Genomic DNA, 17,211 nt, shown 5'->3' with positions numbered 1-17,211 from the left:
TCCAAGAATAGTGCCTAGTTGCAAACCGTTGGCAACAGCGTCGGCGTCACAAATGGCCCCGTGCGGTTTCGTCGGAATGTGCGAGGCTGGAGGACAAACGGACGCAAAAGTTCCGAAAAGAGGAGTCTTGTCGTGTCAGCCACCGCCGAGAATCTCCCAGTGACCGCCACCTCCGTCGAGGAGCGCGTGATCGCGCGCGTGATCAGCGACGACCCCCTCTACCGGAAGATTCCGGTGGCCCTGCGCTTCGCCGAGTCCGAACCGCTGGCCGTACGGATCGTCTTCCCCGCCGAGCTGTCCCCCGAGGGCACGGAGAACGAGTGGGTGTTCCCCCGCGCCCTGCTGGAAGCCGGGCTCCAGACTCCGACCGGAACCGGAGACGTACGCGTCTGGCCCTGCGGCCGCGTCCAGGCGGTCGTCGAGTTCCACTCCCCCGAAGGCGTGGCCGTGCTGCAGTTCGACATCGCGGCCCTGCGCCGCTTCCTGCGCCGTACGAACGCCCCCGCCCCCGCCGGGCGCCGGCTCGCCTGAACGGGACCGGCCCCGCACCCCCCGGTGATCGGGAGGTGCGGGGCCGGGACCGTCGTACGAGGGCGTGCGCGGGAGCGGTTACGCGTTGACCAGCTCGCGGCTCTTGCCCGGGCCCTCCGGGCCGTCGGAGGACTCGGCGGCGAGGTGCTTGCGCAGGCTCTCGCCCTCGACGTCCACGTTCGGCAGCAGCCGGTCGAGCCACTTCGGCAGCCACCAGGCCTTGTGGCCGAGCAGGGCGAGCACCGCCGGGACGATGGTCATGCGGACGATGAAGGCGTCGAAGAAGACGGCGACGGCCAGGCCGAAGCCGATCATCTTGACCATCTGCTCGCTGGCTCCGATGAAGCCGGAGAACACCGCGATCATGATGACGGCGGCGGCCACGACCACCCGGGCGCTGTACTGGAAACCGGTCACCACGGCCTGGCCGGGACGCTCGCCGTGGACGTACGCCTCCCGCATGCGGGTGACGAGGAAGACCTCGTAGTCCATGGCCAGGCCGAACACCACGCCCACCATGAAGATCGGCATCATCGACATGATCGGACCGGTCTGCTCCACCCCGAAGAGCGAGCCGAGCCAGCCCCACTGGAAGACCGCGACGACCGCGCCGAGGGCGGCGACGACCGAGAGCAGGAAGCCGAGGGCCGCCTTGAGCGGAACCAGCACCGAGCGGAACACCAGCATCAGGAGCAGGAAGGCGAGACCGACGACGAGTGCGAGGTAGGGCAGCAGCGCGTCGTTCATCTTCTGCGAGAAGTCGATGTTCATCGCGGTCTGGCCGGTGACGAGGACCTCGTCCCCGCTGACGTCGCGGATCTCGTGGACCAGGTCCTCCGTCTGGGTGGAGGAGGGGCGGTCCTTCGGGATCACGTTGATGATCGCCGCGTCGCCGTCCTTGTTGAGCATCGGCGGGGTGACCGCGGCCACGCCGTCGAGGCCCTTGATCTGGTCGACGGTCTTGTCGGCGAGCTCCTTGCCGCCGTCCACGACCACCATCAGCGGACCGTTGAAGCCGGGGCCGAAGCCGTCGGACAGCAGGTCGTACGCCTTGCGCTGGGTGGTGGAGACCGGCTGCGCGCCGTCGTCGGGCAGGCCCATCTCCAGCTTGCTCGCGGGGATCGCGATGACGCCGAGGCCGATCACACCGGCCAGCAGCACCATGACGGGACGGCGCAGCACGAAGCGGGCCCAGCGGGTGCCGCCGTTGGCCTTGGGCCCCAGGCCCTCGGGCTTGCCCTTGCCGAACAGCTTGCTCTTCCGACCGGCCGGCAGGACCTTCTTGCCGGCGAATCCGAGGATGGCCGGGACGAGGGTCAGTGCCACGAGCACCGCGATGACCACGGTGCCGGCGGCCGCGGCGCCCATCTTGGTCAGCATCGGGATGTTGACGACGGCCAGGCCGACGAGGGCGATGACCACGGTCAGACCGGCGAAGACGACGGCCGAGCCGGCGGTTCCGGCGGCGCGGCCGGCGGCCTCGTCGCGCTCGCGGCCCTCGGCGAGCTCCACGCGGTAGCGGGAGACGATGAAGAGGGCGTAGTCGATGCCGACCGCGAGGCCGATCATCATCGCGAGCGTGGAGGTGGTGGAGCCGAGGTCCAGCACGTTGGCGAGCGCGGTGATGGAGGAGATGCCGATGCCGACGCCGATCAGCGCGGTCAGCAGCGGCAGCCCGGCCGCGATCAGCGAGCCGAAGGTGATGACGAGCACGATCCCGGCGATCACGATGCCGATGACCTCGCCGGAGCCGGTCTCGGGCGCCGCCATCAGGGCGTCACCGCCGATCTCGACGGTCAGCCCGTGCTCCTGGGCCTCCTTGCCGGAGTCCTTGAGCGCCTCACGGGTCGCGTCGGTCAGCTCCATGCCGCTGACCTTGTACTTGGTGCTGATGTAGGTCGTCGCGCCGTCCTGGCTCACGGCCTGCGCCTGGTACGGGTCGGTGACCGAGGAGATCTGGTCCTTGCCCGGACCCGACTTCAGGTCGTCGATGATCTTCTCGACCTCGGCCTTGGGGCCGGGGTCGGTGACCTTCGCGCCCGCCGGGGCCTTGATGACGATGCGGGCGGTGGCGCCGTCGGCGGCCATGCCCGGGAAGCGCTTCTCCAGCAGGTCGAAGGCCTTCTGGGCCTCGGTGCCGGGGATCGAGAACGAACCGGAGCTGGGGGCGCCGGCCGAGGCCGCGCCGAATCCGGCGGCGAACAGCAACGCCACCCATATGAGGGCGACGAGCCCGCGGCGCCGGAAGGCGCCGCGGCCGAGCCGGTAGAGGAAGGTAGCCACGAGGGTGGTTCTCCCGTTCAGGTCGTGGGATGGAAGGCAGGATGAGCCGGCCCGACGACGAGAGCGGCGTGTCAGGAGCAGCAGCGAGCGACGAGCTATGGGGACGGGTCCGTGCGGGGAGGATCAGACGCCGAGGGCGGGGAACACCACGGCGTCGATGAAGTCACCGAGGAAGGTCCGGTCCACCGGACGGTCCTCGATCAGCGGGAGCGCGATGAACGCCCCGATGAGCATGTGGGGTACGAAGTCGAGGGCACGGCAGTCCGGGCTGATCTCGCCCCGGTCCACCGCGCGCCGCAGCATCAGCTGGAGACCGTTGATCTCCGGGTCGACGAGCAGTTCGCGCAGTGCCTTGTGGAGTTCCGGGCTCTCGTGGATGGCGTGGGTCAGACCCCGCATCAGTGCGGTGTCCTTGGCCATCTGCGCGTCGTCGGAGTGCTCCACCATGCGCGCGAAGTCTCCGCGCAGGCTGCCCGTGTCGATCTCCCGCAGCGAGACGGGCTGCGTACATCGCAGGGCCTTGGCGACCAGTTCCGGCTTGCTCCCCCACTGGCGGTAGAGGGTGGCCTTGCTGGACTTCGTTCGGGCGGCGACGGCGTCCATGGTCAGCGCCTCGTAGCCGACGTCACGCAGGAGGTCGAGGACCGCCTCGTGCAGTTCGGCCTGCCGTTCGGGGGTGATCCGGCTGCGCCGCGACGCACTCGTCTCGGTCATCTCCGTACCTCCCATCCGAACGAAACTACTTCGTACTCATAAGACCATACCCCCCGCCTCAACGAAACGAAACCGTTCCGTTTCGATAATGGGAGTGGTGTGGATCACCTGTACGAGTTGCCAGGCCCCCCTGGCGCGGAAAGCATTGGGGGGTGAGTCACGACGTCGCGTACCTCCGCTTCCCGCATCTGCACGACGACCTCCTGTGCTTCGCCACCGAGGACGATCTTTGGGTCGCGCCCTTGGTTCCCCCTGGAGATCCGGTGGGCCGGGCCTGGCGCCTGACCGTCGACCGGACCAGGGTCAGCCACCCCCGTTTCTCCCCCGACGGCAGCCACATCGCCTACACCAACTGGCGCAGCCTCGACCCCGAGATCCACCTCGCCCCCGTGCACGGCGGGCCGGTCCGCCGGCTCAGCTACTGGGGCGCCACCGACACCCGCGTCTGCGGCTGGGACCCGGACGGCAACGTCCTCGCGGTCACCTCGCAGGGACAGCCCTTCTCCTACTACTCCTGGGCCTACAAGGTGCCGACGGACGGCAGCCCCGGCGGGCGCCTGCCCTGGGGGCCCGTCTCCGACATCCAGGTCGCCGACATCGACGGTGAGCACCGCACCCTGCTGCTCACCGGCAAGCCGCCGCACGAACCCGCCGCCTGGAAGCGGTACCGGGGCGGTGCCACCGGCCGGCTGTGGCTGCACGGCAAACGGCTGCTGGAGGACATCGAGGGCCACCTCGACGCCCCGATGTTCGTGGACGGCCGCATCGGCTTCCTCTCCGACCACGAGGGCGTCGGCAACCTGTACTCCTGCCGGCCCGACGGCACCGACCTGCGCCGCCACACCGACCACGAGGAGTTCTACGCCCGGCACGCTTCCAGCGACGGCCGCCGGGTCGTCTACCAGTGCGCCGGGGAGATCTGGCTCGTCGACTCCCTCGCCCCCGACTCCGTCCCGCGCAAGCTCGACGTCCGGCTCGGCGGCCCGCGCGCCGGCCGGCGCACCTACCAGGTGCCGGCCGCCAGCCACGTCGACTCCCTCTCCGTCGACACCACGGGGCGGGCCAGCGCCGTCGTCGTGCGCGGCAGCCTGTACTGGCTGACGCACCGCGACGGGCCGGCCCGGACCATCGCGGACACCCCGGGCGTACGGGTACGGCTGCCCGAGATGCTCGGCTCCGGCGGCCAGGTCGCCTACGTGACGGACGCCGAGGGCGAGGACGCGATCGAGATCGCCTACCTCCCCCGGGCCTCCGGCGACCGGGAGCCGCGCCGGCTGGCCTCCGGAGAGCTGGGCCGCGTGACGGAACTGCTGTCCGACCCGGACGGGGAACGGCTCGCGATCGCCTCCAACGACGGGCGGCTGCTGCTCATCACGGTGTCCGAGGAAGCGGCCGCCACCGCGGGCACGGAAGAGTCCGACGGGGAGGTCACCGAGCTCATCACGTCCATCAACGGGCCCGTCACCGACCTGGCGTTCTCCCCCGACGGAGCCTGGCTGACCTGGTCGCACCCGGGCATCGGGCGCTCGCTGCGGCAGATCAAGATGGCCCGGATCTCCGGCCCCGGGCCGCGCGTGATCGTCGACGTCACCAACGGCCGCTTCGCGGACGAGAATCCGGTCTTCACCCGGGACGGCCGCTATCTGGCCTTCCTGTCCTGGCGCGGCTTCGACCCGGTCTACGACGTGCACACCGGCGACCTCTCCTTCCCCCTGGGCTGCCGCCCCTACCTGGTGCCGCTGTCCTCGGCCACCCCCTCGCCCTTCGCGCTCTCCGCCGAGGGCCGGCCCGCCGCGGGCGGACTCGACCCGGCGGAGGGCGACACGGGCGACGGCACGGTGACCGTCGAGGTGGAGGGGCTGGAGAGCCGGGTCACCCCCTTCCCTGTGACCGCGTCCAAGTACTCGGCCCTGTACCCGGTGAGCGGGGGCGGGCTGGTCTGGCTGCGCTGGCCCATCTCGGGCGCGCTCGGCGAGACCTTCGCCAACCCGAACGACATCAGCGGCAAGCCGACCCTGGAGCACTTCGACCTCACCAAGGCCCGCAAGACGGAACTGGCCTCCGGACTGGACTGGTTCGCGGTCAGCGGCGACGGCACCCGGCTCGTCATCAACGACGACGGCGACCTGCGCGCGGCCCCCGCGACCGAATCCGGCGACAGCGATTCGACGGTCTACCTCGACCTGCGGCGCATCCTGCACGAGGTGGACCCGGCGGCCGAGTGGCGCCAGGCCTTCGAGGAGGCCGGGCGGCTCATCCAGGCGTACTTCTGGGAGCCGAAGATGTGCGGCATCGACTGGGACGGCGTACTGCGCCAGTACCGCCCCCTCGTCGAACGGGTCGCCTCCCCCGACGAGTTCGCGGACCTGCTCCGCGAGGTCCTCGGCGAACTCGGCACCTCGCACGCCTACGTCTCCCCCGCCCGGCGCAACGAAGGACCGCCCCACTACCAGCGGGCCATCGGGCTGCTCGGCGCCAACCTCGTGCACCGGGAGGAGGGCTGGGTGGTCAAGCGGATCCTGCCCGGCGAGTCCTCCGACTCCAAGGCCCGCTCCCCACTGGCGGGCACCGGCATCCGGGAGGGCGCGGTGCTCACCCATGTCGACGGCCGGCCCGTGGACCCGGTGACCGGCCCCTACCCGCTGCTGTCGGCGGCCGGCGGCACCACCGTCGAGCTGACCTTCACCCCCGCCGAGGGAGAGGGCCCGGCCCGCCGGGTGGCGGTCGTGCCGCTGATCGACGAACGGCCGCTGCGCTACCAGGACTGGGTGGCCAAACGGCGCGCGGTCGTCCGCGAGCTCAGCGGCGGCCGGTGCGGCTACCTGCACATCCCCGACATGGGCGGCTCGGGCTGGGCGCAGTTCAACCGCGACCTGCGCATGGAGATGTCCCGGCCCGCGCTGATCGTGGACGTACGCGGCAACGCGGGCGGGCACATCAGCGAGCTGGTGGTGGAGACGTTGACCCGCTCGATCCTCGGCTGGGACCTCACGCGCAACGCGCAGCCGGTCAGTTACGCCTCCAACGCGCCCCGCGGCCCGATCGTGGCGCTCGCCGACGAGGCGACCTCCTCGGACGGGGACATGATCACCGCGGCCTTCAAACTGCTGGGCCTGGGCCCGGTGGTCGGCCAGCGCACCTGGGGCGGGGTGGTCGGCATGACGGGCCGGCACACCCTCGGCGACGGCACGGTGATCACGGTGCCGATGAACGCCGCCTGGTTCCCCGAGTACGGCTGGTCGGTGGAGAACCACGGCGTGGAACCGGACCTGGAGATCCTGCGCACCCCGCTCGACTGGGCGGAGGGCCGGCACGCCCAGCTCGACGACGCCGTGCACCTGGCACTGGAACTGCTGGAACAGGACCCGGCCGCGGTCCCGCCCGGCTACACGGACGTCCCGGACCGCCGCCGCCCGAAGCTGCCACCGAGGTAGCCGGCGCACACGAAGGCAACACAGAAAGGCGGCGCACGAAAGGGGCGCGATTCCCGGAACGGCGGGAATCGCGCCCCTCGGCGCCGTACGAATAGGGGTCGTCAGGCGTCGAAGTCGTCGTCGAAGCGGGCGCGGGCCTTGTCGTCCGCCCCCCGCGCCTTGCTCTTCGCCTGTTCCGCGGCCTGCGAAGAACGTGTCGAGGCTTCGTCCTTCGCTCCACCGGCCTCCGACTTCGCCTTCTGCGCGAGCCGTTCGGCCTTGTCCTGGAACTGGTCCTTGATACCCATGCTTCTCACTCCATGCGGGGTGTCGGTGATCGGGCCCGACCAGACTTGCACGGCCGGACAAACCCCGCATTTCGATCAGCGGCCGACGGTGCGTTCCTTCTCGTCCGCGGCCCCGCCGGCCCCCACAAGACCCTTGGAAACACCGGCCAGTCGCGGTTCGAACCGCTTCATCTCGCGCTGTCCGACCGCCCCGATGATCCCCGGCAGATAGCCGCGCACCCCCTGCATCCCGCGCAGCCACCACTGCGCGTACACGTGCGCCGAGCGCCGCTCGATGCCCGCCACGATCCGGTCGACGGCCGGACCCAGCGGGTAGGTGCGGTTGGACGGCCACGGCAGCCTCTGGCGCAGCTCGCGCATCACCTCGTCCTGGTCGGCGCCGCGCACCATGTCGGTGTCGGTCCAGGAGAGGTAGCCGACGCCGACCTTGACGCCCTTGTGGCCGACCTCGGCGCGCAGGCAGTGCGCGAAGGCCTCGACGCCCGACTTGGAGGCGCAGTACGCGGTCATCATCGGGGCCGGGGTGATCGCGGCGAGCGAGGCGATCTGCAGGAAGTAGCCGCGGCTCTCCGTCAGTACGGGCAGGAAGGCGCGGGCCGTGACGGCCCCGCCGATGAGGTTGACCTCGATGACCCGGCGCCAGGCGTCGGGGTCCGAGTCGGCGAACGGCCCGCCGGCGGCGACGCCCGCGTTGGCGACGACGATGTCGACCTTGCCGAAGCGCTGCTTGACCTCCCGGGCGACACGGGCCATGGCCTCGTGGTCGGTGACGTCGGCGTACCAGTGGTCGCTGTCGGTGTGCAGCCGCTCGGAGACCTCCTTGAGCGCCTCCGGCTCCAGGCCGACGAGTGCGATCTTCGCGCCGCGCGCGGACAGCTTGCGGGCGAGCAGCTCGCCGACCCCGCGGGCCGCGCCGGTGACGACGGCGACCTGCCCTTCCAGACTGCTGCGAGAGCTCATCCCGTCTTCTCCTTCACGTGTGCGTCAACGAGGTCGGTTATCGCTTGGGTGACGGCTTCGGGCGCCTCGATCGGCGTCATGTGTCCCATGCCGGTCAGCTCGGTCAGCCCGACGCAGTGCGGCAGCGCGGCGGCCAGGCGGCGGGCGTGCGTGACCGGGGTGAGCCGGTCCTCGGTGCCGCCGATCACCGCCGTGGGCACGGTGAGCGCGGCCAGGTTCGCGTCGAGGTCGAGGCCCGCCAGCACCTCGGACCAGGCGTGCCGGACCTTGGTGGGGCAGGCGTGCAGGATACGGGCGCAGGCCTCGACCCGGTCGGGGGCGGAGCCGGGGCCCATGGTGGCGTACTTGAGGACCTTCCGCGCGACGGGCGTGACCGGCCCGAGCGGGGCCCGGGAGCCGAGTACCGCGCCGGTGATACGGGTCCGCGCACGCCCCGCGCGCAGCGGCAGCACCCGTGCCTCCTCGACCAGCCGGGAGCTGCCGGTACTGCACAGCAGCGCGGCGGCGGCGTGCTCGGTGAACTCCGGCCGCCCGGCGGCGGCCATGATCGTCATACCGCCCATGGAGTGCCCGGCGACGACGGCCCGCTCCCCGGGCGCCAAGGCGACCCCGAGCACCGCGACGAGGTCGTCGGCCAGGGCGGTGGTGCTGTGCGTCGCCGCGGCGGGACTACGCCCGTGCCCGCGCTGGTCATAGGCGATGACCCGGTGCCCCTTGGCCAGTTCCCGCACCTGGGCGGCCCAGAAGGCGGTGGAACAGACCCACCCGTGCGCCAGCACCACGGCCGGCGCCCCCTCCTCCCCGTGCACCTCGACGTGCAGCCGGGCCCCGTCGGCGGACACCGCCACGACCTCCCGCCGCGCGACGGGCGGCGCGTAGGGCCCGGAGGCAACATGCGTCAACCGACTCACGCGCCCCCCTCCCCAACCCCAGCCCCGCTGGGGGCAACCCCGGTCCCGCCACCCTTCGAAGCCCCGCCGGGCGCAACTCCAGCCCCGCCGGCGTTTGAGGCGCCGCCGGAGGCGAATTCAGCCTCGCCGGCGTTTGAGGCGCGGGGGTCCGGGGGCAGCGCCCCCGGCAACCGCGCCGCACCTGGAGCCACCCCGGCGGGAGCCACCACGGCAGCGACCGGCTCACGCCCCCGGACCCGTACGACCTCGTACTCGGCGAGGTCGACCCGCTGGGTCTCCCGCCGGAACTCCCCCGTCGTGCCCGGCCACACCGTCGTGTTGCGCCCCTGCGCGTCGAGGTACCAGCTCGTGCAGCCGCCGGTGTTCCACACCGTCCGCTCCATCCGCGCCTGCACGTGCCGGTTCCACCGGTTCACCGCCGACGGCCGCGCCGCCAGCGCGACCCTCCCGCCCAGCACGCCGAGCTGCCGCAGGTAGTCCGCCATGTAGTTCAGCTGCGACTCGATCATCAGGATCATCGAGCTGTTCCCCAGCCCGGTGTTCGGACCGATGATCGTCATCCAGTTCGGGAACCCGGCCGCCGTCGCCCCGCGCAGCGCCTGCATCCCGTCCTTCCAGGCGTCCGCGAGGGTCTTGCCCTCCGCGCCGACCACCCGGTCCGCGATCGGCATGTCCGTGACGTGGAAACCCGTACCGAAGATGATCGCGTCGATCTCGGTCTCGGACCCGTCCGCGGCCACCAGCACCGAACCCCGGATCTCCTTCAGCCCCGAGGCGACCAGGTCCACATTGGGCCGGGCCAGCGCCGGGTAGTACTCGCTCGACAGCAGGATCCGCTTGCAGCCGATGCGGTACGACGGCGTCAGCTTGGCCCGCAGCACCGGGTCCTTGATCGAGCGGGCCATGTTGGCCTTGGCGAGCGACTCGATGAGGCCGAGCTGGTTCGGCCGCTTGGTGAAGGCGCTGACCTGGAGCTCCCGGATCCCCCACAGCAGCCCCCTCCGCGCCGCCCGGGTGAACGGCAGCTGCCGGTGCAGCCAGCGCTCCACGGCCGTGATCGCCCGGTCGGTGCGCGGCATCACCCACGGCGGGGTCCGCTGGAACAGCGTGAGCCGCCGCACCTCCGGCGCGATGGCCGGGACGATCTGGATGGCGGAGGCGCCCGTACCGATCATGGCGACGCGCTTGCCGGCGAGGTCGTAGTCGTGGTCCCAGCGCGCGGAGTGGAAGACCTTGCCGGGGAACTCGGCGAGCCCCGGGATCTCCGGCATCTTCGGGTCGGACAGCGGCCCGGTGGCGGAGACGACCACGTCGGCGGTCAGGTCCCCGCCCGCCGTCTCGATCTCCCAGCGCAGCTCGTCCGCGTCCCAGCGCATCATCCGGACCTCGTGGTTCAGCCGGATGTGGCGGCGCAGCCCGAAGGTGTCGGCGACGTGCTCCAGGTACTCGCGGATGGCCGGCTGCCCGGAGAACGTCCGCGGCCAGTCGGGATTGGGCGCGAACGAGAACGAATACAGGTGGGAGGGCACATCGCACGCGCACCCGGGGTAGCTGTTGTCGCGCCAGGTCCCGCCGACCGAGTCGGCCCGCTCCAGTACGACGAAGTCGGTGATCCCCTCGCGCCGCAGCCGCACGGCCGCGCCGAGCCCGCCGAACCCGGACCCGATCACCGCCACGCGTACGTGCTCGCGCACACGCTCGCCTTCACCCATGCCGCCCATGCCGCCGCCTTCCGCATCTGCAACACTGCCAGCAATCACTGGCACAATCGGGAGAGTAGAGCAGGCCCGTACTCATGGGTAGGGGTCGCGCGCGGAAAGTTACCGCCCGTACGCCATAGGCTGCGCCCGTGGCGAAGGATGAGACGGAACCGGACACAGTGCGTGAGTACCGTACGGAGGAACTGGCCGAGGCGGCCGGCATCCCCGTGCGCACCCTGCGCTTCTACCGCGAGCGCAAACTCCTCCCGCCGCCCCGCCGCGAGGGCCGGATCGCCTGGTACGACGAGCACCACCTGGCCCGGCTGCGCACCATCGCCGCACTGCTGGAACGCGGCCACACCCTCGGCGGCATCGCCGAACTGACCGCCGCGTTCGAGAGCGGCCGCGACGCCGGCCAGGTCGGCGAGCTGCTGGGCATCGGCTGGTCGGAGGAGACCCCGGTCCGCCTGTCCCCCGAGACGCTCGCCGACTACTTCGAGGGCGAGGTCACCCCGGAGAACCTGGCGGCCGCGCTCGACCTCGGCTACCTGGCCGTCGACGGCGACGCCATCGTGCACGTGAGCCGCCGCCTGCTCGACGTCTCCTCGGACCTGGTCCGCGAGGGCGTTCCGCTGGCGGACGTACTGGAGACGGGCCGCCAGGTCCGCGCGCACGCGGACGCGATGGCGGCCCTCTTCACGCAGCTCATCGCCGCCCACATACCGGGCGAGGACGCCCTGACCCGGCTGCGGCCGCTGGCGAAGAGCGTGGTCGAGGCGGAACTCACGATGGCGATGGACCGCCTGCTGTCCCAGACGCCACCCGCCGACCGGCACGAGGACGGGACCGCGGACGGGGATCAGACCCCGAGCTCGTAGACGACCGTGACCGGCGCGTGGTCGGACCACCGCTCGGGGTGCGTCTCGGCCCGCTCCACGAAGGCCTTCACGGCCTTCGCGGCCAGCCCCGGGGTGGCCACCTGGAGGTCGATGCGCCAGCCGGCGTCGTTGTCGAAGGCCCGCCCGCGGTAGGACCACCAGGAGTACGGGCCCTCGGTGTCCGGGTGCAGACCGCGCACCACGTCCACGTACCCGGTGTCCGAGTACACCTTGCCGAGCCACTCCCGCTCCTCGGGCAGGAAGCCGGCGTTCTTCCGGTTGGTCTTCCAGTTCTTGAGGTCGGCTTCCTGGTGGCAGATGTTCCAGTCGCCGCACACCACGACCTCCCGCCCGTCCGCGGCAGCCCGCACCTTCAGCTCCTCCAGATAGGTGCGGAACTCCTCCATGAACCGGTACTTCTCGTCCTGCTTCTCGGTCCCGGCCTCCCCGGAGGGCAGGTAGAGGCTGGCCACGGTCACGCCGGGCAGATCGATCTCGATGTAGCGGCCACTGGTGTCGAACTCGTCACTCCCGAATCCGACCTGCACCCGCTCGGGCTCCCGCCGCGTGTACAGCGCGACCCCGGCCCGCCCCTTGGCGGCGGCGGGCGCGAACACGGTGTGCCAGCCCTCGGGCTTCCGGGCCTCCTCCGGAATCTGCCCCTCCTCGGCCCGCACCTCTTGCAGGCAGACGACGTCGGCGTCGGACCCGGCCAGCCAGGGGACGAAGCCCTTCTTGGCCGCGGCGCGGATCCCATTCACATTCACGGAGGTAACGGTCAGCATCCCAGCACCATAGCCGGAGCGTTCCGTACGATATTCGAATGTCTCACGGTATAAACCTCCGCGCCGTGCCGTACGACCACCCGGACGCGGTCAAGCTCAACGACCAGGTGCAGCTCGAATACCAGAAGCGGTACGACGGCGAGGGTGACGAAACGTTCCTCGACCCGGCGATGTTCCTCCCTCCCCGGGGCCTCTACCTGCTCGCCTACGACGCCTCGGGCGCCCCGGTCGCGAGCGGGGGCTGGCGCAGCCAGGAGGAGAACGAGGAGGGCTACTCGGACGGCGACGCCGAGCTGAAGCGCATGTACGTCATCCCGGAAGCCCGCGGCCTGGGCCTGGCCCGCCGCATCCTGGCGACCCTGGAGGACGACGCCCGAGAGGCGGGCCGCACCCGCATGGTCCTGGAAACGGGCGACCAGCAGCCGGAGGCGATCGCCCTGTACCTCTCGTCGGACTACGCGATGTGCGCCAAGTTCGGCTTCTACCGCGACTACGACTCCAGCCGCTGCATGTCGAAGCCCCTCCGCTAGCGCGAGCCGCCGCAGCATCCGCCCCCGTAGGGGCACTCCGGCGCCCACCGGGGCCAAGTCCATCCCCGCCGGGCGAACGCAGCCCCGCCGGGGACAACCCCAGCCCCGCCGGCGATTGAGGCGCCGGGTCCGAGGCAGCCCCCGGCAACGGCGCCGCACCCGGCCGGCAAACCCACGGGCGCAAACCCAGCCGGGCAGTCCGCCCCCGCCGGGGACAACCCCAGCCCCGCCGGCGATTGAGGCGCGGGGTCCGGGGCAGCACCCCGGCAACGACGCCCCACCCGGCCGGCCGCCCTACCGCGGGAGCCAGACGGCCTCGTCCGCGCCCCAGCGCGACGGCCCCCGCCGCCACTGCCCGAAGGGACTGGCGGCGTGCCGCAACGCCCCGTACCCCGAGTCCACCTCCCTCAGCCACGGCTCGGCCGAGTACTCCCCCCGCCCGCACCGGCCCCCGGCCGGTCCCCGCACCAGCCACGACCCCGTCCCGGCGAGGGAGAACCGCAGCCCCCGCCCACCCCCTTGCGCCAGCGCCCGCAGCACACCGGCCGCCACGAGGTACCCCGTCCCGTGGTCCAGGGCCTGCGCCGGCAGCACCCCCGGCACCCCGTCCGCACCCGCACACGCGGTGGCGATCCCGTACCCCGCCTGCACCAGCGAGTCGAACCCACGCCGCCCCGCCCACGGGCCCCACCCCCGCCACCCCCACGCGCACAGCTCGGCCACCACCAGCCCCGGCCACCGCTCCAGCAGCTCCGCCGCGTCCAGCCCGTAGCGTTCCAGCGCCCCCGGCCGGTACCCCGAGACCACCACGTCGGCCTCGGCCAGCAGCCCTTCGAGCACCGCCCGATCCCCCGCCACCGCCAGGTCCAGCCGCGCCGACCGCTTCCCGAAGCCGGTGTCCGCGTACGCGTCGTCCGCCTCCGGCAGCCGCGGCGAGTCGATGCGCAGCACGTCCGCGCCCAGCACCCCGAGCGTCCGCGTGGCCACCGGACCGGCGATGACCCGGGTCAGGTCGAGCACCCGTACCCCGGCCGCGGGCCGCCCGTCGGGGGCCGGCCCGAGCGGCCGCCCCCGCGCGCCCGTTTCCCGTACGGGCTCCACCAGCGGCTGCGGCTCCCCGTACCCCTCGGACACGGCGACGGCCAGCCCGCCCGCCGCGTACGCCGACTCCTGCACCTCGACGGCCGGCCGCCCCGCCACCGCGGCCCGCAGCGCCTCCGGCGTCGCGGACGGCAGCCCGAGCGCCCGCACGAGCGCGGTCTCGTGGTGCGGATAGTTGGCGTGCGTCCGCACCCACCCGTCCGCCGCCCGCCAGAAGCCCGACAGCGGCGCGAAGGTCACCGGCGCCCGCCCCGCCACCCTCAGGTGCCGCTCGCTGACGAACGCCGTCGCCACCGCACCCTCGTCCACCACCACCGGAGCCACGTCCTCCGGCCCGCCACCGGCCCGTACGGCGGCCAGCTCGCCCGCCGCCAGCGCGCACGCCCCGACCGTGGACCGGGCCAACTCCGCTACCGGCAGCGGCCCTTCCCCCAGGTTCCCGGCGCCCCGGTACCGCACCCGCCCCGCGATCCCCGGCGCCCCGCCGAGCGCCGCCCAGGCCTGCGCGGTCCGGCCGGCCGGCCCACCCACATCAGCGATCGTCATGCGCCCATTCTGCGATCCCCGCCGCCACCATCGAGGCGATGCGCGGGGCGAGTTGCGGTGTGGGCGGCTGGGCCAGCAGGAACACCCACGCGAAGACGGTCCCGAGCACGGCCGCGTGCACCGTCGCCGCGTCCGGCAGGGTGCCCAACTCCCCCCTCGCCACGGCCCGCTCCAACAGCGCCACCACCTGCACCCGCTCCCCGGCGATGAAGGCCTCCTGGAACCGGGCCGCGATCTCGGGCTGTTGCTTCAGATCGGCGAGCAGCCCCGGGGTCGCGGCGAGCACGACGGGATCGGAGAACACCGCGAGGACCACCCCCGCGAACCCGGCGAGGTCCCCGAGCAGCGTCCCGGTGTCCGGCAGCGGCTTCGGCTGCCTCCCGTGCACGAGCGCGGAGAAGACCAGCTCGCCGCGTGAGGCGTGGCGGCGGTAGATGGCCGCCTTGCCCACGTGCGCCCTGGCCGCGACGGCGTCCATGGTCAGCGCGGCGTACCCCACCTCGGTCACCAACTCGCGTACGGCGTCTCGGATCGCATCGTCCACGCGGGCGTCCCGCGGCCGGCCGGGGGGTTGCTTCGAAGGCTCCACGGCCCCATCATACGGAACTATGAGTATCGGAACTAGCAGTACCGTAACTACTCCCACCCCTGCCGCGTCCGGCGCCGCCGCCGAGGCCCGCGCCCGCACCCTGACCGTCTGGGCGGGCCGCGTCACCGCCTTCATCGGCGCCGGTCACATCGCCGTCTTCACCGTCCAGTCCTGGTCGCACTGGGGCGACTGGCTGACCGGCCGACTCCACGGCCCGGCCGCCATCGAGGACCCCGCCAACACGGACTCGCTCCGCCTGTTCTGGTCCCTGCCGGGCAGCTTCGCCGTCCCGCTGATCCTGCTCGGCCTGCTCCTGGCCCGGATGGCCCGCACGGGCCAGGAGGTCCCGCGCTACGTGACCTGGACCCTGGCCGCATGGATCCTCCTCGGCGGCTGGATCCTCGAACCCTCGGGCTTCCCGCTCGGCCTCGTCCCGATCACCCTGCTCCTCCTCGCACACCGCGCACACCGCACGGACCCGTCGAAGCCCCACCGTGATCGCGACCGGAAACGAGGGGGGAACTGACGCTCCTTGAGGAGCCGGCATGAGGATTTGGTCCTGCCCGTCCGGAACATGGGAGTTCGCCTGCGCCCTGCCCCATCCACGATTACGGCCGGGGGTCTCCGGATACCGCGGCTTCCGGCTCGATCCGGCCGGAACGCACAGCGAGTACGGCGGCGAGCACCCCCTCAAGGAGCCGGAGGGCCGCAGACTGCCGAACGAGGCCCTGCGGGTGCAACAGCTGTTCCCGGACACGGTGGTCAACGACCCGTACTACACAGAGGCGCTGATCACGGGCCGTTCGCACGGCCAGAGCTTCGGGTGCGACGTCTGCCCCGGCATCAGCGTCGACCACAAGGCCCACGAGAACCGGATCGCCAACGGCAACCCGATGCTGGCCGGGTTCAACGCGTGGGGCGCCGACCTGGAGACGGTGCAGTTCTGCTGCACTTCCGGCCACTGCGGGGACTGCCGCGACAGCCAGGCGGTGCACAGTTGGCTGTTGATGGGCATGCACGAGTTCCTGGACGGCCCGGACACCCTGCGTACCCGGCTCGGTGTATCGGAGGGGTTGGAACTGCTGCCTGTTGGCTGGGCGTGAGTGTGTTCTGGCCTGCGTGCCTGGTTCGTGGTGGTGGGTCGCTGCCGGTTGGGAACGGGAGTTCTTGCATCGAATGGGTGACCTTTGCGTGTCGTGCTCGTCGCCTGGGGGAGAGGTCCCTTCGGTACCAGGGTGGTGGGTGGAGTGCGGGTGTTGTCGGCGCCGTTCGTCGCCCTCGGGCCCACGGGTGTCGCCGTGCGGACTCGGCTGAAGTACCTGACCGGGCGTGATGAGGAAGTACTGGCCCTGGTCGGGGCGCATCTGGGCTCGCTCGCTGCGAAGGACCTCGCCGTGCGCTGCCGTGACGGCCTGGACCACTCCGCCGACTCGTGGGCGGTGCGAAAGCGAGAGCTGACCGCACGGTCGTCGTCGCGGTGGGCGGGGAGTATCACGAAGGCCACACATGATCAGTGGGCGCCGGCCCGGCGCGGTCAGACGGCGCGCGTCCAGAGCCTGGAAGCCGGTATCAAGACGATCCGGCACCGCCTTGCGCAGCCGATCGGGGCAAGGGGCACCAAGGCGGCTCCTGGCGGGTTCCGCACCCGACGGGACTGGCACGCGAAGGCTCGACGCCTGCGTGCACTGGAGGACCGACTCGCCACCATCCGGGCCGACCTCGAAGCGGGCCGTGTCCGGGGGACGCGGGGCGGCAGACGCCTGCTGGGCACCCGGCACCATCTCGACGCCACCCAGCTCGGCGAGGAGGAGTGGCGGCTACGCTGGGAGGCCGCCCGTTGGTTCCTTCAGGCTGATGGTGAGTCGGCGAAGAGGTTCGGGAACGAGACGATCCGCGTCACGCCGGATGGGGAGGTGTCGGTCAAGCTGCCTGCCCCGCTCGCCCATCTGGCCAACGGCACGC

15 protein-coding genes and 1 pseudogene are annotated in these 17,211 nt (G+C 72.0%); 7 read left to right on the top strand and 9 right to left on the bottom strand.

Annotated elements, in window-relative coordinates; genetic code table 11:
• The first annotated feature begins 159 nt into the window (after positions 1-159).
• Positions 160-531: an SsgA family sporulation/cell division regulator gene (locus ACIQ5Y_RS27945; protein ID WP_403886161.1), complete on the top strand. Its 372-nt coding sequence runs from the start codon at positions 160-162 to the stop codon at positions 529-531.
• A 78-nt stretch (positions 532-609) separates the two neighbouring features.
• Here the strand turns inward: ACIQ5Y_RS27945 and ACIQ5Y_RS27940 are convergent, their stop codons facing one another.
• The gene (locus tag ACIQ5Y_RS27940; protein ID WP_403886157.1) at positions 610-2,814 is read right to left on the bottom strand and encodes an MMPL family transporter; all 2,205 of its coding nucleotides are present in this window, start codon (positions 2,812-2,814) and stop codon (positions 610-612) included.
• 123 nt (positions 2,815-2,937) lie between these two features.
• Positions 2,938-3,528, bottom strand: a complete 591-nt coding sequence (locus ACIQ5Y_RS27935) for a TetR/AcrR family transcriptional regulator (RefSeq protein WP_403886154.1) — start codon at positions 3,526-3,528, stop codon at positions 2,938-2,940.
• Positions 3,529-3,680: 152 nt separating this feature from the next.
• Here ACIQ5Y_RS27935 and ACIQ5Y_RS27930 point away from each other — a divergent pair, with 152 nt between their 5' ends.
• Entirely contained in the window at positions 3,681-6,962 is a 3,282-nt protein-coding gene (locus ACIQ5Y_RS27930) for a S41 family peptidase (protein WP_403886152.1), read from the top strand.
• A 101-nt stretch (positions 6,963-7,063) separates the two neighbouring features.
• On the opposite strand, the gene ACIQ5Y_RS27925 is transcribed toward ACIQ5Y_RS27930, so the two are convergent.
• The 4 genes from ACIQ5Y_RS27925 to ACIQ5Y_RS27910 form a co-directional block, all read right to left on the bottom strand.
• Positions 7,064-7,249: a hypothetical protein gene (locus tag ACIQ5Y_RS27925; RefSeq protein ID WP_403886149.1), complete on the bottom strand. Its 186-nt coding sequence runs from the start codon at positions 7,247-7,249 to the stop codon at positions 7,064-7,066.
• A gap of 75 nt (positions 7,250-7,324) precedes the next feature.
• The gene (locus ACIQ5Y_RS27920; protein WP_403886146.1) at positions 7,325-8,209 is read right to left on the bottom strand and encodes an SDR family oxidoreductase; all 885 of its coding nucleotides are present in this window, start codon (positions 8,207-8,209) and stop codon (positions 7,325-7,327) included.
• On the bottom strand, positions 8,206-9,120 hold the full coding sequence (locus ACIQ5Y_RS27915) for an alpha/beta fold hydrolase (RefSeq protein ID WP_403886142.1): 915 nt from the start codon (positions 9,118-9,120) through the stop codon (positions 8,206-8,208). The genes ACIQ5Y_RS27920 and ACIQ5Y_RS27915 overlap by 4 nt, the downstream gene beginning before the upstream one ends.
• On the bottom strand, positions 9,117-10,832 hold the full coding sequence (locus ACIQ5Y_RS27910; protein ID WP_403886365.1) for a flavin-containing monooxygenase: 1,716 nt from the start codon (positions 10,830-10,832) through the stop codon (positions 9,117-9,119). The genes ACIQ5Y_RS27915 and ACIQ5Y_RS27910 overlap by 4 nt, the downstream gene beginning before the upstream one ends.
• 137 nt (positions 10,833-10,969) lie before the next feature.
• Here ACIQ5Y_RS27910 and ACIQ5Y_RS27905 point away from each other — a divergent pair, with 137 nt between their 5' ends.
• Positions 10,970-11,698 carry a MerR family transcriptional regulator gene (locus ACIQ5Y_RS27905; RefSeq protein WP_403886139.1) on the top strand — a complete coding sequence of 243 codons (729 nt, stop codon included), beginning with the start codon at positions 10,970-10,972 and terminating at the stop codon, positions 11,696-11,698.
• Here ACIQ5Y_RS27905 and ACIQ5Y_RS27900 read toward each other — a convergent pair.
• Positions 11,680-12,483, bottom strand: a complete 804-nt coding sequence (locus tag ACIQ5Y_RS27900; protein ID WP_403886135.1) for an exodeoxyribonuclease III — start codon at positions 12,481-12,483, stop codon at positions 11,680-11,682. The two genes, ACIQ5Y_RS27905 and ACIQ5Y_RS27900, sit on opposite strands and share 19 nt — an antisense overlap.
• A 38-nt stretch (positions 12,484-12,521) precedes the next feature.
• Between ACIQ5Y_RS27900 and ACIQ5Y_RS27895 the strand changes: the two genes are divergently transcribed.
• Positions 12,522-13,013, top strand: a complete 492-nt coding sequence (locus ACIQ5Y_RS27895) for a GNAT family N-acetyltransferase (RefSeq protein WP_403886133.1) — start codon at positions 12,522-12,524, stop codon at positions 13,011-13,013.
• 294 nt (positions 13,014-13,307) lie between these two features.
• Here ACIQ5Y_RS27895 and ACIQ5Y_RS27890 read toward each other — a convergent pair whose 3' ends face one another.
• The gene (locus tag ACIQ5Y_RS27890; protein WP_403886130.1) at positions 13,308-14,660 is read right to left on the bottom strand and encodes a CoA transferase; all 1,353 of its coding nucleotides are present in this window, start codon (positions 14,658-14,660) and stop codon (positions 13,308-13,310) included.
• The gene (locus tag ACIQ5Y_RS27885; protein WP_403886127.1) at positions 14,647-15,249 is read right to left on the bottom strand and encodes a TetR/AcrR family transcriptional regulator; all 603 of its coding nucleotides are present in this window, start codon (positions 15,247-15,249) and stop codon (positions 14,647-14,649) included. Before ACIQ5Y_RS27885 ends, ACIQ5Y_RS27890 begins: the two co-directional genes overlap by 14 nt.
• A 19-nt stretch (positions 15,250-15,268) precedes the next feature.
• On the opposite strand from ACIQ5Y_RS27885, the gene ACIQ5Y_RS27880 reads away from it, so the two are divergent.
• The 3 genes and pseudogenes from ACIQ5Y_RS27880 to ACIQ5Y_RS27870 form a co-directional block, all read left to right on the top strand.
• A complete protein-coding gene (locus tag ACIQ5Y_RS27880) occupies positions 15,269-15,775 on the top strand; it encodes a DUF6463 family protein (protein WP_403886124.1) in 507 nt (168 codons plus the stop codon).
• A 19-nt stretch (positions 15,776-15,794) separates the two neighbouring features.
• Positions 15,795-16,352 (top strand): hypothetical protein, encoded by a 558-nt coding sequence (locus ACIQ5Y_RS27875; protein WP_403886120.1) that lies wholly within the window; start codon positions 15,795-15,797, stop codon positions 16,350-16,352.
• A 135-nt stretch (positions 16,353-16,487) separates the two neighbouring features.
• Positions 16,488-17,211 (top strand): annotated as a pseudogene (locus ACIQ5Y_RS27870) (IS200/IS605 family accessory protein TnpB-related protein); the annotation flags it as partial.

The sequence above is a fragment of the Streptomyces sp. NPDC096339 genome (assembly GCF_044762985.1).
Lineage (GTDB): Bacteria > Actinomycetota > Actinomycetes > Streptomycetales > Streptomycetaceae > Streptomyces.
The sequence above is the reverse complement of the archived record's forward strand: the minus strand, read 5'-3'. Positions and strand labels throughout refer to the sequence as shown.

Bases quoted from the DNA above. Each gene is read 5' to 3' on its own strand.
- ACIQ5Y_RS27920 (WP_403886146.1), bottom strand. From the start codon at position 8,209: ATGAGCTCTCGCAGCAGTCTGGAAGGGCAGGTCGCCGTCGTCACCGGC.
- ACIQ5Y_RS27935 (WP_403886154.1), bottom strand. From the start codon at position 3,528: ATGACCGAGACGAGTGCGTCGCGGCGCAGCCGGATCACCCCCGAACGG.
- ACIQ5Y_RS27890 (WP_403886130.1), bottom strand. From the start codon at position 14,660: ATGACGATCGCTGATGTGGGTGGGCCGGCCGGCCGGACCGCGCAGGCC.
- ACIQ5Y_RS27925 (WP_403886149.1), bottom strand. From the start codon at position 7,249: ATGGGTATCAAGGACCAGTTCCAGGACAAGGCCGAACGGCTCGCGCAG.
- ACIQ5Y_RS27895 (WP_403886133.1), top strand. From the start codon at position 12,522: ATGTCTCACGGTATAAACCTCCGCGCCGTGCCGTACGACCACCCGGAC.
- ACIQ5Y_RS27875 (WP_403886120.1), top strand. From the start codon at position 15,795: ATGAGGATTTGGTCCTGCCCGTCCGGAACATGGGAGTTCGCCTGCGCC.
- ACIQ5Y_RS27910 (WP_403886365.1), bottom strand. From the start codon at position 10,832: ATGGGTGAAGGCGAGCGTGTGCGCGAGCACGTACGCGTGGCGGTGATC.
- ACIQ5Y_RS27880 (WP_403886124.1), top strand. From the start codon at position 15,269: ATGAGTATCGGAACTAGCAGTACCGTAACTACTCCCACCCCTGCCGCG.
- ACIQ5Y_RS27900 (WP_403886135.1), bottom strand. From the start codon at position 12,483: ATGCTGACCGTTACCTCCGTGAATGTGAATGGGATCCGCGCCGCGGCC.